This is a genomic window from Paraglaciecola algarum, from assembly GCF_021532655.1.
Lineage (GTDB): Bacteria > Pseudomonadota > Gammaproteobacteria > Enterobacterales > Alteromonadaceae > Paraglaciecola > Paraglaciecola algarum.
Map to the genome: position 1 here is coordinate 369092 of NZ_JAKGAS010000002.1, position 16346 is coordinate 385437.

13 protein-coding genes are annotated in these 16346 nt (G+C 39.1%); 8 read left to right on the forward strand and 5 right to left on the reverse strand.

Annotation, left to right across the window (positions count from 1 at the left end; all coding sequences use genetic code 11):
* Positions 1-4 precede the first annotated feature (4 nt).
* From L0668_RS05165 to L0668_RS05175, 3 genes are read right to left on the reverse strand one after another with little or no spacing between them, the layout of a single operon-like run.
* Entirely contained in the window at positions 5-1186 is a 1182-nt protein-coding gene (locus L0668_RS05165) for a fumarylacetoacetate hydrolase family protein (protein ID WP_235311007.1), read from the reverse strand.
* Between the two features lie 31 nt (positions 1187-1217).
* Positions 1218-2999: an IlvD/Edd family dehydratase gene (locus L0668_RS05170; protein WP_235311008.1), complete on the reverse strand. Its 1782-nt coding sequence runs from the start codon at positions 2997-2999 to the stop codon at positions 1218-1220.
* Positions 3000-3004: 5 nt separating this feature from the next.
* A complete protein-coding gene (locus tag L0668_RS05175; RefSeq protein WP_235311009.1) occupies positions 3005-4627 on the reverse strand; it encodes a glycoside hydrolase family 43 protein in 1623 nt (540 codons plus the stop codon).
* Between the two features lie 286 nt (positions 4628-4913).
* Here L0668_RS05175 and L0668_RS05180 point away from each other — a divergent pair, with 286 nt between their 5' ends.
* From L0668_RS05180 to L0668_RS05195, 4 genes are all read left to right on the forward strand, one after another.
* Entirely contained in the window at positions 4914-5909 is a 996-nt protein-coding gene (locus L0668_RS05180; protein WP_235311010.1) for a substrate-binding domain-containing protein, read from the forward strand.
* 268 nt (positions 5910-6177) lie between these two features.
* Positions 6178-6444 (forward strand): DUF4212 domain-containing protein, encoded by a 267-nt coding sequence (locus L0668_RS05185; RefSeq protein WP_235311011.1) that lies wholly within the window; start codon positions 6178-6180, stop codon positions 6442-6444.
* 3 nt (positions 6445-6447) lie between these two features.
* Positions 6448-8169: a sodium:solute symporter family protein gene (locus L0668_RS05190; protein WP_235311012.1), complete on the forward strand. Its 1722-nt coding sequence runs from the start codon at positions 6448-6450 to the stop codon at positions 8167-8169.
* Between the two features lie 181 nt (positions 8170-8350).
* Complete coding sequence (locus tag L0668_RS05195) at positions 8351-9337, forward strand: endonuclease/exonuclease/phosphatase family protein (protein WP_235311013.1); 987 nt, start codon at positions 8351-8353, stop codon at positions 9335-9337.
* 68 nt (positions 9338-9405) lie between these two features.
* On the opposite strand, the gene L0668_RS05200 is transcribed toward L0668_RS05195, so the two are convergent.
* A complete protein-coding gene (locus L0668_RS05200) occupies positions 9406-10146 on the reverse strand; it encodes a substrate-binding periplasmic protein (RefSeq protein ID WP_235311014.1) in 741 nt (246 codons plus the stop codon).
* A 297-nt stretch (positions 10147-10443) separates the two neighbouring features.
* Here L0668_RS05200 and L0668_RS05205 point away from each other — a divergent pair, with 297 nt between their 5' ends.
* From L0668_RS05205 to L0668_RS05220, 4 genes are all read left to right on the forward strand, one after another.
* Positions 10444-10875: an FKBP-type peptidyl-prolyl cis-trans isomerase gene (locus L0668_RS05205; protein ID WP_235311015.1), complete on the forward strand. Its 432-nt coding sequence runs from the start codon at positions 10444-10446 to the stop codon at positions 10873-10875.
* Between the two features lie 71 nt (positions 10876-10946).
* Positions 10947-12167 (forward strand): glycoside hydrolase family 88/105 protein, encoded by a 1221-nt coding sequence (locus tag L0668_RS05210; protein WP_235311016.1) that lies wholly within the window; start codon positions 10947-10949, stop codon positions 12165-12167.
* A gap of 109 nt (positions 12168-12276) precedes the next feature.
* Positions 12277-14124: a methyl-accepting chemotaxis protein gene (locus L0668_RS05215; protein ID WP_235311017.1), complete on the forward strand. Its 1848-nt coding sequence runs from the start codon at positions 12277-12279 to the stop codon at positions 14122-14124.
* A 711-nt stretch (positions 14125-14835) separates the two neighbouring features.
* Positions 14836-15210 (forward strand): MaoP family protein, encoded by a 375-nt coding sequence (locus L0668_RS05220; RefSeq protein ID WP_235311018.1) that lies wholly within the window; start codon positions 14836-14838, stop codon positions 15208-15210.
* 44 nt (positions 15211-15254) lie between these two features.
* Here the strand turns inward: L0668_RS05220 and L0668_RS05225 are convergent, their stop codons facing one another.
* Positions 15255-16310 (reverse strand): CobW family GTP-binding protein, encoded by a 1056-nt coding sequence (locus L0668_RS05225; RefSeq protein ID WP_235311019.1) that lies wholly within the window; start codon positions 16308-16310, stop codon positions 15255-15257.
* Positions 16311-16346: the final 36 nt, after the last annotated feature.

Below are 16346 nucleotides of genomic sequence, written 5' to 3' on the forward strand. Positions count from 1 at the left end.
TTTCCTAAATTAGATTACGTTGAGCAAGATTTTTCATTAACGCGCTGATACCAAATTCCCAAGGTGCAATTTGATTTGAAAAATCTACAGTATTTTGCAGCGTACCAATGTGTTTGGTAGAAATACTGACGATATCGCCAGTCTTGTGAGTGAAGCCTTTTCCAGCTTCACCTCGGTCTTGTGTTGGGGTAAACAAGGTGCCGGTGAATAGTGCTAAACCATCTGGGTATTGGTGACAGTCTGAAATGGTTTGCGAGACTAAGTCTTCTACATCACGGCTTATTTGCACCATGTCGTTGGTGGCATCTAATTCATATTCGTCTTGTGCACCTTTGACATTAAGTGTGACTAAAGATGACCTGACGTCGTCTAATGAATAACTGTCGTCAAATAAGCGAATGATTGGGCCAATCGAACAAGAGGCATTATTGTCTTTGGCTTTGCCAAGTAATAATGCACTGCGGCCTTCTACATCTCTGAGATTGACGTCATTACCTATAGTAGACCCTACTATTTTGCCTTGATTGTTCACCGCTAATACTATTTCAGGCTCGGGATTGTTCCAACTGGAAATAGGGTGAAGGCCAACTTGAGCACCTAAACCGACAGATGATAAAGGTTGAGATTTGGTAAATACTTCAGCATATGGCCCAATTCCAACCTCTAAATACTGAGACCACATATTTTCTTTGATCAATATTTCTTTTAAGGCTAGGGCTTCTGTTGAGCCTGGCACTAAGTTGTTTACTGAGGAACCAATAGTGTCGTAAATTTTTTGACGAATACCTTTAGCTACGTCAGCGTTGCCTTCGGCTTTTTCTTCAATTACACGTTCTAACATTGAACTAACAAAGGTTACACCACAGGCTTTGATGGCTTGTAAATCAAAGGGAGATAATAGATGTAAATAGTTTTTGTCGAGTGGGTGTTGAATAGAATTAGCGTAAAGCGCGGCAACGCTGCCTAAACTTCTAAAATTCCCTGCCTCAAGTTGTTTTTTGCTAATTCCAATATTAAGTATCTCTGAACAGGTAGGTGCGATACTGGATATGTCATATACATTCGAATCATGTAACCAAATTGGCGTAGGACCAGCGATGGGAAAGTCTGAAGATTGCGGTACCCAAGCCCGGCCAATTAATGTGCCTGTATATTGATCTGAAGGTAAATATGTGTCTATTTGCATGTGTAAAACCTATTGCTTAACTGGGTCATGATTAATGGTTGTGTCTGGGTAATTTTTTAGCGATTTTCTGATACTTAGTGGCCACTTCAATCACAGCTCCTTGAGACAAATCACCCACTGTATCGCGGTATATTTCTTGCCAAGGCGTTTCGGATACTGGTGGTGTGGCTATGCTTGATTGTTTGCGCATGGCTAATTCACTTTCGTCGAGCAACACATCGCAAATACCATTGGCTATATCAATACGTAATATATCGCCAGATTGGATATAGGCTAAACCGCCACCTACTGAACTTTCAGGGCAAACGTGCAAAATGGATGGACTATCAGAAGTACCAGATTGCCTGCCGTCACCAAGAGTGGGTAGACTAGTAATGCCCTGTTTAATTAAATAGTCGGGTGGTTGCATATTGACGACTTCGGCAGATCCAGGCCAACCTATGGGGCCTGCGCCGCGCAATACCAGAATACAGGTACCATCAATATTTAGTGCTGGATCATTAATAGTGGCGTGATATTGCTCTGATGTATCAAACACTACTGCTCTGGCTTCAAATACGCCATTACTGTTAGGTTTAGACAGAAAACGTTGTTCGAATTCGGCTGAAATAACACTGGTTTTCATGATCGCAAAATCAAAGAAGTTGCCTGAGAATACTGCAAAACCGGCGTCTTTTTTCATGGGCGATGAGTAGGGTTTAATTACCTCTGTGTCATGACTCTGTTTATTTTGCAGATTTTTGGACATGGACTGCCCAGTAACACTTAACACTTCACCATTTAACTCGCCGGCTTCTAGTAGTTCCCACATAATGGCGGGTACACCACCTGCGCGGTGAAAACGTTCACCTAAATATTCGCCTGCCGGTTGTACATTGGCCAACAAAGGAATAGGTCTTGCCAAGGTATTCCAGTCTTCGGCCGTGATTTCGATTCCAGCATGCCTAGCCATGGCCATTAAATGAGGGTGTGCATTAGTTGAGCCGCCAATAGCTGAAATGACTTTCATGGCATTGATAAAGGAATCTTTGTTAAGGATTTTAGAAGGGGTTAAGTCTTCGTATGCCATTTCTACAATACGTACACCGGTTCGATAGGCAATTTGACCACGTTCTTTATAAGGCGCCGGAATAGCCGCGCAACCCGTTAAAGACATACCTAATGCTTCAGCCACTGAGTTCATAGTTAAAGCGGTGCCCATAGTATTACAATGTCCAGCAGATGGTGCAGAACTCATAGCTAAATTTAGAAATTCGGTTTCGTCAATTTCACCTGCGGCTAGGCGTTTTCTAGAACGCCAAATTACTGCCCCCGAGCCGACTAATTCACCATCGTGCCAACCATCCAGCATTGGACCGCCAGACAGCACTATGGCTGGAATATCTACCGTTGAGGCCGCCATTAAATTAGAGGGGGTAGTTTTGTCACAACCTGTCGTTAACACCACAGCATCAATAGGGTAACCATGTAAGATTTCCACTAGACCCATATAAGCCAGATTTCGGTCTAATGCAGCTGTGGGGCGTCGACAATTTTCAAAGATAGGGTGAGTGGGAAATTCAATGGGGATCCCCCCCGCTGCGCGGATCCCATCTTTTACTCTTTTCACTGTTTCTAGGTGAATACGATTACACGGGGCTAAATCACTGCCCGATTGAGCAATACCTATAATAGGTTTGCCAGAGCGCAGTTCTTCTGGCGTTACGCCATAATTCATAAAGCGCTCTAAATACAAGGCGGTTAAATCAATGTGGTCTGAATTATCAAACCAATCTTCAGATCGAAAACGGCGAGTTTTTTTAATATATTCCATTTTATTTACGCTTCACTAATTGTAATTGGTTGATAATCGAAATGATGGAAATCAGCGTGTATGCCTTCATGGCTTAAATCTGAACAATGCAAACATACAAATGCGCCAGTAAAAAAGCCTTTGCCTTGAACGTAATCGTCGGAGAGTTTCCATGCAGCAAACTTCTGCTTTAGGGGGGTCCAATTTTGTTCATCGATTGAGTAATAAAAGGTGAAAACTGATTGCCTAACGCTGACTTTTATAGAGATGTTTTCTACAGCTTGAGCAATGAGTATGGGATTGTCGTAGTAGAAATACTGTGCTTGTCCATTGTCCACTTGAATAATTTTAATGCTGCGTGAATTGATCGTTTTATCAAAGTCAACAAAGCAATAAACCCAGTTTTCGGTATTGTAATACATTGTCATACCAGCATTTTGTTGCTCATGGTTTGGCTTAAAAGACAAACTAGTGAGTGCATCAAAATTAATATGTTTCCAACGATGACCGATAGTGGATTGGTCAAATCTGGAGATTAATGGTTCTTGTCCAATTAATCTTAAACTAGCATGAGCAGTTAACACTTCGCCCATTTCTGGGTTAAAAGGGATCCGTAGGGTTTGCCATTCAGGATCTAATTGGCCTTTATCAAAGTTATCGATAAATGATTCGTCAGTTTGTTTTGCTGGGGTGAAAAATGAAGGTGCGGGAATGAGTTCTTTTGCTTGTCCCCCACCGACTAAGTAGGGCCAGTTGTTTCGCCATTCAATTTTGTCTATAGCGGTTTCTCTACCTAAGGGGCAGTACCCTTGTTTGGTTCCCTCTGTTTGAGTTGAGCGGCCATTTAGTGGGCGGCCTACTAAATAGACTAAATACCATTCATTACTATGTGTGTGGATCATCGCACCATGTCCCGCTTTTTGTAACGGTTCGAAAGGTTTGTCGATCATGCTTAATATGATTTCGTCGGGGTGTAATTCGTAGGGTCCATCCACATTTTTACTTCTCAGTACAGTCACGGCATGTTTGTATTCAGTGCCGCCTTCCGCAACTAACAAATAATAATATTCATCTTTTTGGTATATATGTGGGCCTTCGGTTAGTTTACGTTGAGTGCCAGTAAAAATAATTTTGCGCTGGTTACTTAAACTTTGCTGCTCATGAAAATACTCCTGCAGCACTATATTATTATGAGGGTTACTGTGATGGCGTGGGCCCCAAGTACGATAAGTTAAGTATTTCCGCCCTGATGTATCGTGATACAGGGATGGGTCAAAACCACCTATTTTTAAGCGTATAGGCTCACTCCAAGGCCCTGTGATGTTTGCAGCTGTCACTAGAAATGTATCACCACATTTCCAAGGGCTTTGGACACTTTTTACATTGGAATATACTAACCAGAATAAACCGTCTTGATAACTTAAACATGGCGCCCAAACTCCGCCAGAATCGGGTATACCGTGCATATCTAATTGGCTAACTCGGTTCAATGGTTGTGCGACTAAATTCCAATCTTGAAAATTAGTGCTGTGATAGATACGTACTCCTGGAAACCACTCAAATGTTGAAGTAGCAATATAATAATCGGGACCATTACGGCATATCACTGGGTCTGGGTTGAAACCTTTAATTATAGGATTATTGATCATGGATATAATGACACCTAATAAAATGTAAAAAATATGTTGCTAGTATGTGCATTAAAATAATATGTTCCCGGTAACATGGCAAGTTTTTAGATAATGATTGAGAACTTAAATAAAGGCTAAAATGATTTACATAAAGATGGTTTGTATTGCGTAATGTGATAAAAATTGGATAAATTTAGTCTTAAGGTATTAAATCTGTTAGCTAAGTTGTTTATGTGTTATTTACTGTTAAGAATAATTGACCTAGGCATTGGCTTCGCCAGCTAATTTCCATACAAAAATAAATATGAAATCAAAAAGAACTTCACTTCAAGATATAGCTGATATCGTTGGTATGACGAAAATGACAGTTAGTCGTTATTTAAAAAATCCAGAATTGGTCGCCCCATCCTCACGAGTTCAAATTGAAACGGCGATTAATAAGTTGGGATATATACCAAATCGCGCGCCGAATATTTTGTCTAAAGGTAAAAGTTATGCCATAGGGGTGTTATTTCCTTCTATTTCAAATCACGTATTTGATGAGGTTTTACGAGGCATAGAGTCAATCACTGAACCAGCTGGGTACCAAATTATGATTGCTCATTACGCTTATTCTGAGCAACTTGAAGAAAAACGTATTAGCTCCTTGTTGTCGTTTCATGTGGACGGGTTAATTTTGTCAGAAAGTGTACATACCCAAAATACGCTTCGAATGATCCAAGGTGCTGGCGTTCCTGTCACAGAAATTATGGATACCCGCACCCCTCCTATTCAGCAGGCAGTAGGGTTTGATAACGAAGATGCGGCAAGACAGATGACTGATCGATTGTTGAGTAAAGGTTATCAGAATATTGCGTATATAGGGGCTAAAGGAGACGTACGCGATTTAGCCAGGCAGAGGGGTTATGAGCAGGCACTTAAAAAAAGTGGGCAAGAATCAATTGTTTTTAGATCCCCTGAGTTTACTTCGATTCGACTAGGTTCAGAAATTTTAGATGATATTTTGGCTATTCGACCCAAAATAGACGCGGCAATTTGTACCAATGATGATGTAGCAATTGGCATGTTAGTCAGCTGTAAGAAAAAAGGGCTAAGGATACCTGAGGATCTTGCCATAACAGGTATGCATGGACACGAAATGGGACAACTTATCTCACCTAATTTAGCTAGTGTGATCACCCCAAGGTTTAAAATTGGTCAAGTGGCTGCCCAGCAGTTACTTTTGCGTATTAATGGTGCTTCGAATATTGAGCCTTTTATTGATTTAGGTTTCGAAATAAATGAAGGAGAAAGTATATGATCCAGTTAGTTTAGCTCTTCTAAAATTTTACTTTTTTATAACAAACTACCTTCTATTCAGCTTTTTCCTATTTTTTATTCCCGACAAATAAAATTAAAGCTATTTCCCTCTTCTATATTTTAGGGTGTTAACTAATTGCTCTAATTAATAAAAATCTATACTGTAAATAATTTTCATAACTGAAATAATTCTAATATGAACTTATTTTGTTAGGCATTATTACCCTAAGTCTGTTAACAAATTTATAATAATAACGAAGGAGAATCTAATGGGATTCAAAAACGAAGAAGATAAAAAGGCTTATTGGCATGCCAATCTAATGTTAATGGCAAAGTTATTAACAGTCTGGTTTGTGGTGTCTTTTGGTTGTGGAATATTGCTGGTGGATCAGTTGAACACTATTCCTTTTTTTGGTTTTAAATTGGGCTTTTGGTTTGCTCAACAAGGCGCAATATATGTGTTTGTGGCATTAATTTTTATTTACATGCATCAAATGAATAAGTTAGATAAAAAATTTGGTGTAGAGGAGGAATAAGCCATGGATATTAAAACCCTTACCTTTTTGATTGTTGGTGCCTCTTTCGTTTTATATATTGCCATAGCCATATGGGCTCGAGCCGGTTCCACTAAAGAATTTTATGTAGCAGGTGGCGGTGTTCACCCCATCGCCAATGGTATGGCAACTGCCGCAGATTGGATGTCGGCAGCCTCATTTATTTCAATGGCAGGTTTGATCTCGTTTATGGGATACGACGGAGCCGTTTATCTATTAGGTTGGACCGGTGGCTACGTGTTATTAGCGCTTTGTTTAGCACCATATTTACGTAAGTTTGGAAAATTTACTGTGCCTGACTTTATTGGTGACAGGTACTACTCGCAAACCGCTCGAACCGTAGCCGTTTTATGTGCCATTTTCGTTTGTTTCACTTATGTAGCCGGTCAAATGCGTGGTGTGGGCGTAGTGTTTAGCCGGTTCTTAGAAGTGGATATTACCAGCGGCGTATTGATTGGTATGGGCATAGTGTTTTTCTATACCGTATTGGGCGGCATGAAAGGCATTACCTACACTCAAGTGGCCCAATACTGTGTATTGATGTTTGCATACTTAGTGCCTGCCGTGTTTATTTCAATTATGGTCACGGGCCACTTGTTACCACAAACCGGATTTGGCGCAACCCTAGCTGATGGTTCCGGAGTCTACTTATTAGATAAACTCGATGGGCTTTCTCGAGAGCTCGGATTTCATGAATATACCTCCGGCTCCAAAAGTACCTTAGACGTATTTTGTATTACTGCGGCCTTGATGGTGGGTACCGCAGGATTGCCTCATGTCATAGTGCGCTTTTTCACTGTGCCCAAAGTACGTGATGCCCGCAAAAGTGCTGGTTGGGCTTTGCTGTTTATTGCTGTTGTGTATACCACAGCACCTTCAATTGCCTCTTTTGCACGGGTGAATATGATAGAAACTATTAACGGCCCCACTATTGATGCTCAAGCAGCTACAGGCACCGCCTACAGTGAAGCTCCTAGTTGGATCACCAACTGGGAAAAAACCGGCTTAATCAGCTGGGATGATAAAAACCAAGATGGCAAGATGTTCTACTCTGGTGATGAGCGCAATGAAATGAAAGTGGATCGCGACATCATGGTACTAGCCAACCCAGAGATTGCAGATTTACCCGCTTGGGTGATAGCACTTGTAGCAGCTGGCGGCGTGGCTGCGGCATTGTCTACTTCTGCTGGTTTGTTATTGGTGATATCTACCTCTGTTTCACATGATTTATTAAAACGAAACTTGATGCCAAATATCAAAGATAAAGCAGAGCTGTTTTATGCTCGACTAGCTGCTGCTGTGGCAATTTGTGTGGCAGGTTGGTTTGGTATTAATCCACCCGGATTTGTGGCGCAGGTGGTCGCCTTCGCGTTCGGTCTGGCGGCCTCGTCCTTCTTCCCAGCTATTATCATGGGTATTTTTTATAAACGTATGAATAGCCAAGGTGCCATAGCTGGAATGTTAGCAGGCATAGGTTTTACTACCGCTTATATAGTGTATTTTAAGTTTGTGGAGCCAGCTGCCAATATCTCAGAAAATTGGTGGTTTGGTATTTCACCAGAGGGTATAGGCGCGCTAGGCATGTTAGTGAATTTTGCAGTAGCCTTTATTGTGTTTAAGTTTACTGCAGATGCGCCTAAAGAAATCCAACAACTCGTTGAGGATATTCGTTATCCACAAGGTGCTGGAGAAGCACAAGATCATTAATATTTGTTAAAAATTGTATAAGCCCGCAGATATTGCGGGCTTTTTTATGGGTAATTGATTGACCTTTAGCTAAAAAAAGTAAATCCTACATTAAGTGTTTAATTTTTAACCGTATACACTGTTCTGTATTACCTATTTCGGTATTGCATTTAAAATCTAATAGATAGGACGACACTAGATTATGAAAATAGCCACGTTTAACATCGAAAATTTAGACGAAAGCAGCGACGAACTAAACCCAGTGTTACATAAAAGGATCAAACCTTTGCGAGATATGTTATTGCGAATTGATGCGGACATTTTGTGCTTGCAAGAGGTGCATGGGCAAGAGTTACCAGAGCATACATCACGAGATCCTAAGCGTGAGCTATCTGCGTTAGAAACCTTAATCCTTGACACTCCTTATACTCACTTTCATACCGCGTATACAGTGACTTCTGATGAGGTACCGTATGATAAACGTAACTTAGTGATTTTATCTCGTTGGCCAATTATCCAATTAAATCAATATAAACATGATCATTTAGAAAAGCTTGAATATCGCAAGTCTACCGCTATTCCGGCTGAAGAAGCCAAAGATATTAGTTGGGAGCGCCCGATTTTACATGTACAGATTGATGTGCCAGAAGTAGGTAATGTACATGTGATTAATCTGCATCTTAAATCTAGGTTATCTTCAAATGTGAAAGGTCAAAAAGAAAATAACTATACGTGGAAAAGTGCTGCAGGTTGGGCTGAAGGATACTTTTTATCGTCAATCAAAAGAGTGGGGCAAGCCTTAGAAACTCGAGTCTTGATTGATGAAATCTTTGCTGATACTCCAGATGCAAATATTGTAGTGTGTGGTGACTTTAATGCTGAACCAGGCGAGGTGCCGGTAGAAGCTATTTGTGGCCGAGTAGAAAACACTGGTAATCCTGAATTGCGCCATACTGTGATGTTGCCTTGCAGTTTAGCCATCGCTGATTCAGTGCGCTTTAGTCATTTACACCATGGCCAAAGAAACCTATTGGATCACATGTTAATTTCTCAATCTATGTATGGAAAATTTGCTCAAGCGCAGATTTTTAACGAAAACTTACATGACGAAAGTTTACCTTTTGCTAGTGACACTAAGTTTCCAGAATCAGATCACGCGCCTTTTGTTGCAACTTTTAGACAATATTAAGCCGCTATATTTTTTGACAGACAGTTAAGATTACCGACGAGTTTAAATTTGAACTTTGTTTTATTTACCTAATAATTTAGTTGATATTTATCCAATAATTTTTGGTATTCAGGAGATGTCATTAATTGTTGGAGCAATTCCGCTAACCTATTTTTAATTAAAAGTGAGTTAGGGATATTTTTTGATAAGGTCAAATAAAAGGGTGTAATGGTAATGTAGGGCTCAATTGGTTTTACTTTGCCAACTAAGTTTTGTTTTAAAATTAAATTATTAAAGGTAAAGGGATTGGTAATAGCTAGATCAATTCTTTTTCCCACTAACAATTTTAGTAATACTTCTTCTGATATTGTTGGGAATGTTGTTATGTATTCAGCATGGTTGAAAATCTTTCCGCTTGAATAACCTCTAGTACTCCCTACTGTATATGGAGTTAATTGTTCTAATTGGCCTGTAAATTCAAAATTATTATCAGTTAGGGTAAATAGCTGGCTTATTTCACCTCCATAAGAGGGTTCAATAAGGTGGTACTTTTCCACTCGCTCCTTGGTTTTAAACAAGGATAAAAGTAAGTCAATTTTCCCCAGTTCAACCAAGTGCAGTGCTCTTGGCCAAGATAACACGATAAATTCAAAATCAAATTCTGAATGGGTTTCAATATAATCAAGCACATCTATGGTGAAACCTTGCCTAACACCGTCTACTTCGAATTTAAATGGTAAATAATCAGCATCCGTGGTGGCGATAGTAATAGTGGTTTTGGTGCCTTTAGGAGATGTTTCAACTGATTTTGCATTCACAAAAAATGACATACTGAGAATGTAAAACAAAAATATTTTTTGACTTGAGTTTTTTATATTCATCAGATATTAATTAGGAATTTTAGTTCGAAAAAGCTTAACACTAAATGTTAGTAAGTCTAGTGGCGGTTGCTCTTTTGTGTATAAATTTCATTCAAGTTAAGGGCTTTTTAGATCTCTGTGCTGGTGTAAAGTCGCTACCTAATTAAAATACTTAGGGCGATATTCAGACCGCCAAAATCTTATCTAATGTTGAAAATGATTTTGATATACTGAGTGCTAATAACAGTCAGAGACACACATCTTTACATGGCAAAATCCAAAAAAATGAATAAAGGTTCAGCAGGTCAAAATCGTAAGGCCAGCGAGTTGTTTATTGAAAAATACCTTAGAAAAGACGATACGGTTCAAACTGCAACTGGCCTTATTTACCGGGTTATTGAAGAAGCCCAAGGTCAACAACCCACAATGCAAGACAGTGTAGTGGTGAATCAACGGATCCTAAATATGGATGGCAGCGTGATTGGCGATACTTACAAGACCGGCTTTCCAGATAGATTCTTAATGAAAGAAGCCTTACCTGGATTACAAGAAGGTTTACAAATGATGCCTGTAGGTGCTCGGTATGAATTTGTATTACCCTCTGATTTGGCGTGGGGCAAAAAGGGGGTAGGTAATAAAATTGGACCGAATACGGCATTATTTTTTGATATTCGTTTGATCGATGTGGAATTTGATTAGCTTTAATTGAACTAATGTCTTAGCTAGTGCTATTATTTTTTTACTTATCATACAAGTTTAAGGTGCACACAATGAAGAATATTTTAATGTCTCTTGGGGTGGTACTGATATTAACTGCCTGCGCGCAAAAGCCAACTGAACAACCACAATCTCAAATAACCGTTAATACAAGTGATATTGCATTATCAATGCAGAAAGTGGCCGATTGGCAAATAGCCCACTTTCGAGAAATCTTCTCGGAAAAAAGAAATAAGCCTCATCACATATTAGATTGGACGAATGGTGCTTTATATGTAGGTATGTTGAAGTGGGCCAGTATTTCAGGCGACCCTCGTTATCAAGAATGGTTAAAGAGCATTGCAGAGCAAGGGGAGTGGAAATTACACAGTAGAATGTATCATGCTGATGACCATATTGTTGGTCAACTCTATCTAGATCTATACCGCCGTTACAATGACGCCTCTATGTTAGCCCCTACTAAACAAAGTTTAGATTACATTATGGCGCATCCAAGTCAGGAGCCCATTACCCTTGACAATTACAAGCATCTTGAACGCTGGACTTGGTGTGACGCCTTGTTTATGTCTCCACCTGTATGGGCAAAAATGTCAAAAATCACGGGTGATAATCAATATCTTGATTGGATGGTAGAAGAATTTAAGGCGACTACAGACCACCTATACGACCCCGCTGAAGGTTTATATTACCGAGATAACAGTTATATAGGTGAATTAGTTAACGACAAAAAAGTATTTTGGGGGCGAGGTAATGGTTGGGTTTATGCTGGCTTAGCCTTAGTGATGAATGAACTCAACCCTGAATCAAAACACTATCCGTATTTCAAAAAAATCTATCTAGAAATGACAGACACTTTAATGGATATTCAAACTAAGCAAGGTCATTGGGCCATGAGTTTATTGGACGATGAAAATTATCCGACACCTGAAACCAGTGGTACCTCATTTTTTACTTATGGTTTAGCTTGGGGAATAAATAAAGGTTTATTGAATAAAGAAAAATATTTACCTAGCGTGTTAAAGGCGTGGTCAGCATTAACTAGTCATATCACTGACGATGGCATGTTAGGTTATGTACAGCCAATTGGAGCTGCACCTGGTCAAGCTTGGCCTGATAAGACTGAAGTTTACGGCACAGGGGCATTTTTAGCAGCTGGTAGTGAATTGTATAAATTATTAGGTGGTTTACAACCAGTACCGATTAAACGCTCAGAAAACTTAGACAATGCAATTGAGTTGAGTGACCAAGCCCTAGAACAAGAACAGTTTGAATAGTGCTGTTGCTGAGCAATAAATGAATAATTATTATAATTTAGAAACGGCCGATAAAGTGAGCGTCTAACAAATTTTATTTATTGCTTACCTAAGTTAAAAGAGGAATGCCATGAAACTATTAATTAAACATAAACTCTATGGGCTTGCTGCTTTTGTGGTGTTTTCGTTGGCGATAATATTTGCTGCGGGCTCCTTTCATGAAAGTTCACAAAATCATTTATACCAGTTAATTGATTCAAGTAATAAATTACAAATTGCTTTATTACAGCTGCGTCGCAGTGAAAAAGACTTTTTAATGCGTCAAGATTTTAAGTATGTACAAAAATTTGATCAGGTTTTTAAAAATTCAGAAAAAGAACTGAAAATACTAATCAGCCAGGTGGCAAAAAGTGGATTAGATGGTTCTGAACTAGCTAAAGTAAACGGTCTTCTACAGCGTTATATAGCAGCATTCCACAAGTTAGTTGATGGAGTTGAACGTAAAGGAATAGATAAAAACAGTGGACATTACGGTAAATTAAGAAAGGTCACTCACGAATTAGAAGCTTATTTAGAAGCACAAAATAATGATCGGGCTTTAGTACAACTGTTAACTTTACGGCGTCACGAAAAAGATTTTATGTTGCGTAGCGACCCTAAGTATTTAGGTTCACTTAATGATACCGCTAACGGACTAAAAACCTTGTTATCTGGAGATCCTAAGTCGATTGCTTTGATTCAAAACTATACTCAAGAATTTGCTGCCTTTGCTGATATTTCAAAAGAAATCGGCTTAGATCAAAATGAGGGATATCGTGGGCAATTGCGCAATGCTGTGCACGAACTCGAAGAAAGCTTGAGCATAATTAACAATAAATTAGTGCAAGAAACGGAAGAGCAGTTAGCTTCTAGTCGAGTTGTGAATATAGGCTTAACTGTGGTGTTGTGCTTAGTGATTGCACTGGTGATTGTATTTGTGGCTAGACAAGTAGTGAACGCCATTGAATTTTTATCCAATTCTTTTAGTGATATTCGTCGTTCTGAAGATTTATCCAAACGAGTTAAAATTTTAAGAGATGATGAAATTGGCTCCGCATCAAAAGACTTTAATATCTTAATTGAATATTTTCATCACATGGTTGAGAAAATAGCTATTGCCATTGTTAAATTAGAGAACGCTACATCTACCGTATCAAAAAGTGTGCATAACACTCAAGTGAGCGTAGAAAAGCAAGCAATACAAAGTGATATGGTGGCTACAGCGATAACCGAAATGGGGGCTACGGCAAATGACATAGCGAAAAATGCCGATCGCACTGCAAGCACAGTAACTTCCACTCATGATAGTGCTAAAGAAGGGGCTGAAAAGGTTAAGCAAACTATTAGTAATGTCGACAAGTTGGCAAATACTCTAATTACCGCTGGTGAAGATATGCACCACCTAAAAACTAAAAGTGACGGTGTCACCTCTGTGCTTGATGTGATTAAAGGTATTGCCGAACAGACAAACTTATTAGCATTAAATGCCGCAATTGAAGCGGCAAGAGCCGGTGAGCAAGGTAGAGGTTTTGCCGTAGTGGCTGATGAGGTGAGAACCTTGGCAATGAGAACACAGGAATCTACTGCAGAAATAACAAAAATTATTAATGATTTACAAGAATCTACCGTAGGTATTGTTGCAGTAGTTGAACAGTGCAGAAATGAGAGTGTCGAAAGTACAACAGCTGCAAAAGAAGCAGGGTTGGTTTTAGATAATATTATGTTGGAAATGGAAACCGTTGCACAAATGACCACAGAAATAGCTACAGCTGTAGAGGAACAGTCTTATGTGGTTGAAGACGTAAATAAAAATGTCATGCAAATAAGAGATTTAGGATCAGATATTAATAAAGAATCTCAATCAAATGTTAGTGCTAGTCAGGATTTGTCTGATCAAGCGGTATTATTAAAAGAAACCATTAGTATATTTAAAGTCTAGTTGATTAGAACAACAAAGCCTTTTAGTAAAGGGCGATAAAACACTATGACTATTAGGTTATCTATAAAAAGGGCTAGGGGAGGGCTGAATGATACAAGCTGATGCTAAAAATAACCTAAACATAGTGAGGTTGAGCGCTTTAATCTTTTTGCTGCTAGGGGCCTATTTTAGTATTGTTTTATTTCAATCCTTGCAGTTCGACAATAACCCGTTAGTATGGCTTACGGCCCAATACTACTCTCAGTTTATCCCATTCTATACCGCTATTACTTTGTTCTTAGCTGGTTTTTTCATGGCCTTTAAATCATCGCAGACTAATTTTTATTTAGCTGTATTTGGACATACTGCCTCAGAAGAAATTTTGTTTAGTTGGGCAGGCATAACCAGTACGCAATTGCCTCTAGTCGCAATTATTATATTTTTTCCGCTGTCATTAATTGCTATCTGGCTAGGATATTTTAATGTTCTTAAATTAAAAAAATTGTCAGTTATAGAAGCCATATTTGGTATTGTTATAAGCACCATATTTATTTTGGTCCCACGCTACCTTTAATTTGTATCTTAAGTAGAGCAATTTTATTGCAGCTCTCACTATTCCTAAAAAATTTGTCGTGATGAAAAAAATTATTTGTTTTATTTAAACCAAAAATTTGTTTAAAAAAGGCCTGTTTTACATACTCAATAAATGACAGATTTTTAGGAGCAGGCTTAATGAATACTTTTAATATTCGAATCGGTAGTAAAATGTACAGTGATCCTGTGAACTTTTCTCGTGGGTTTAAAAAGTCTGGGGATTTTAGCATTGCTGAATCAGATATTTTGAGCATCTATGGCCAGAGTCTGTTAGGTCTAGAGATGGGAGAATTGATTCCAGAAACAGCCGAAGAAAAACAATTTGTTCAGGTGATGATGGGTAAAGCACAAGCCACAACTACTGTTGAGAAAGCTTGGGCTAAGTACGTCAAGTTATCCAGAACTAAACGCAACTTTTTTACTTTGTACAGCTCTGCTTCTAAGTCTTCGTTAAATGACGCAGACAATGAAGAATACGATGATAGTGGCACCGATATAGAGGCAGAGATTTAACTCTAGGACTAATCATTAGTGCCACTTGGATTCAAAAATAGGCCTTAGTTTGGAGCTAAATTTAATAAATGTTCTATTCTTTGACTGGTTTGTTCGGCTAGGTTTTTGTCATCAGTAATAAACTCTAGCCGTGAATCTGCTGCTTGTTCTAAGCCAGTCATGCTTACTGATAGACAGCCGTCTATTAAATTACATGTCAGCACGCCCTGCTCTGTTATTAATATGCCTTTTAATCGTTCTACAGTTAGTGGACTAAGAGTATCCATTACCGATCTAAAGTCGAAAATTTGTGTGGGCGCGCATATCCAACCATATGAGTAATAACCATCTGCATTATTTTCAACTTTGATTGAGCCTGTTTCCGGTGCCTTGATAGTTTGTATGGAGTCTGATGTTTTGGGGTGGGAGCTTTCATGATCATGGGGGGCAGAATGAGAGTGTGAATGCATGGTTTGGTCGCTCGGTTCTTGATATTTTGATTTGGATAACAAAATTTGCGGGTCAATTTTTCCTTGTTGGGCGTAACGGATAGGTAAATTTGAGATGCCAATATCTTGTAAATATTCATTAAGCTGGGGTGTTAAGTCTTGTTGGTATAAGTCTGACTTCGTCACTACTATGTGGTCAGCTATTTCTAATTGTTCTTGGAAAGGCTGATGGGCTCGCCAGCGTTTATCAGCCAGTTTACGAATGTCAATTAGTGCCAGTGTGGCTCGGATATCTAACACCTCCTTGTAATGCTCTTCACTCAAGGTTTGTAGCACTTCTCTGGGATGACCAAGCCCCGTTGGCTCTATTAATAGTCTATGGGGTTTTGCTCTAGCTAACAGTAGATTAAGGGCAATTTGCATAGGTAAACCAGAGGTGCAACACATACAGCCTCCTGGTACTTCTTTGATAAAAATACCGTCTTCCTCGGGTGTCGTTAGCAAAGCGCCATCTACGCCTATTTCACCAAATTCATTAACTAAAACAGCCCATCTTTCGTGCTTTGGCTTTTGCTCCAGTAAAGCTTGAATAAGCGTGGTTTTACCTACGCCAAGTGCGCCAGTAATGATGTTAGTTGGAACTTGTTCAATTTTTGGTGTGGTTTCTAACATAACGCCAATTATTGTTGTGGATTATATAGAGTAGTG

What these genes read in the sequence shown, in the direction of transcription:
- L0668_RS05165 (WP_235311007.1), bottom strand. Translation starts at nt 1,186, where the DNA reads ATGCAAATAGACACATATTTACCTTCAGATCAATATACAGGCACATTA.
- L0668_RS05170 (WP_235311008.1), bottom strand. Translation starts at nt 2,999, where the DNA reads ATGGAATATATTAAAAAAACTCGCCGTTTTCGATCTGAAGATTGGTTT.
- L0668_RS05175 (WP_235311009.1), bottom strand. Translation starts at nt 4,627, where the DNA reads ATGATCAATAATCCTATAATTAAAGGTTTCAACCCAGACCCAGTGATA.
- L0668_RS05180 (WP_235311010.1), top strand. Translation starts at nt 4,914, where the DNA reads ATGAAATCAAAAAGAACTTCACTTCAAGATATAGCTGATATCGTTGGT.
- L0668_RS05185 (WP_235311011.1), top strand. Translation starts at nt 6,178, where the DNA reads ATGGGATTCAAAAACGAAGAAGATAAAAAGGCTTATTGGCATGCCAAT.
- L0668_RS05190 (WP_235311012.1), top strand. Translation starts at nt 6,448, where the DNA reads ATGGATATTAAAACCCTTACCTTTTTGATTGTTGGTGCCTCTTTCGTT.
- L0668_RS05195 (WP_235311013.1), top strand. Translation starts at nt 8,351, where the DNA reads ATGAAAATAGCCACGTTTAACATCGAAAATTTAGACGAAAGCAGCGAC.
- L0668_RS05200 (WP_235311014.1), bottom strand. Translation starts at nt 10,146, where the DNA reads ATGTCATTTTTTGTGAATGCAAAATCAGTTGAAACATCTCCTAAAGGC.
- L0668_RS05205 (WP_235311015.1), top strand. Translation starts at nt 10,444, where the DNA reads ATGGCAAAATCCAAAAAAATGAATAAAGGTTCAGCAGGTCAAAATCGT.
- L0668_RS05210 (WP_235311016.1), top strand. Translation starts at nt 10,947, where the DNA reads ATGAAGAATATTTTAATGTCTCTTGGGGTGGTACTGATATTAACTGCC.
- L0668_RS05215 (WP_235311017.1), top strand. Translation starts at nt 12,277, where the DNA reads ATGAAACTATTAATTAAACATAAACTCTATGGGCTTGCTGCTTTTGTG.
- L0668_RS05220 (WP_235311018.1), top strand. Translation starts at nt 14,836, where the DNA reads ATGAATACTTTTAATATTCGAATCGGTAGTAAAATGTACAGTGATCCT.
- L0668_RS05225 (WP_235311019.1), bottom strand. Translation starts at nt 16,310, where the DNA reads ATGTTAGAAACCACACCAAAAATTGAACAAGTTCCAACTAACATCATT.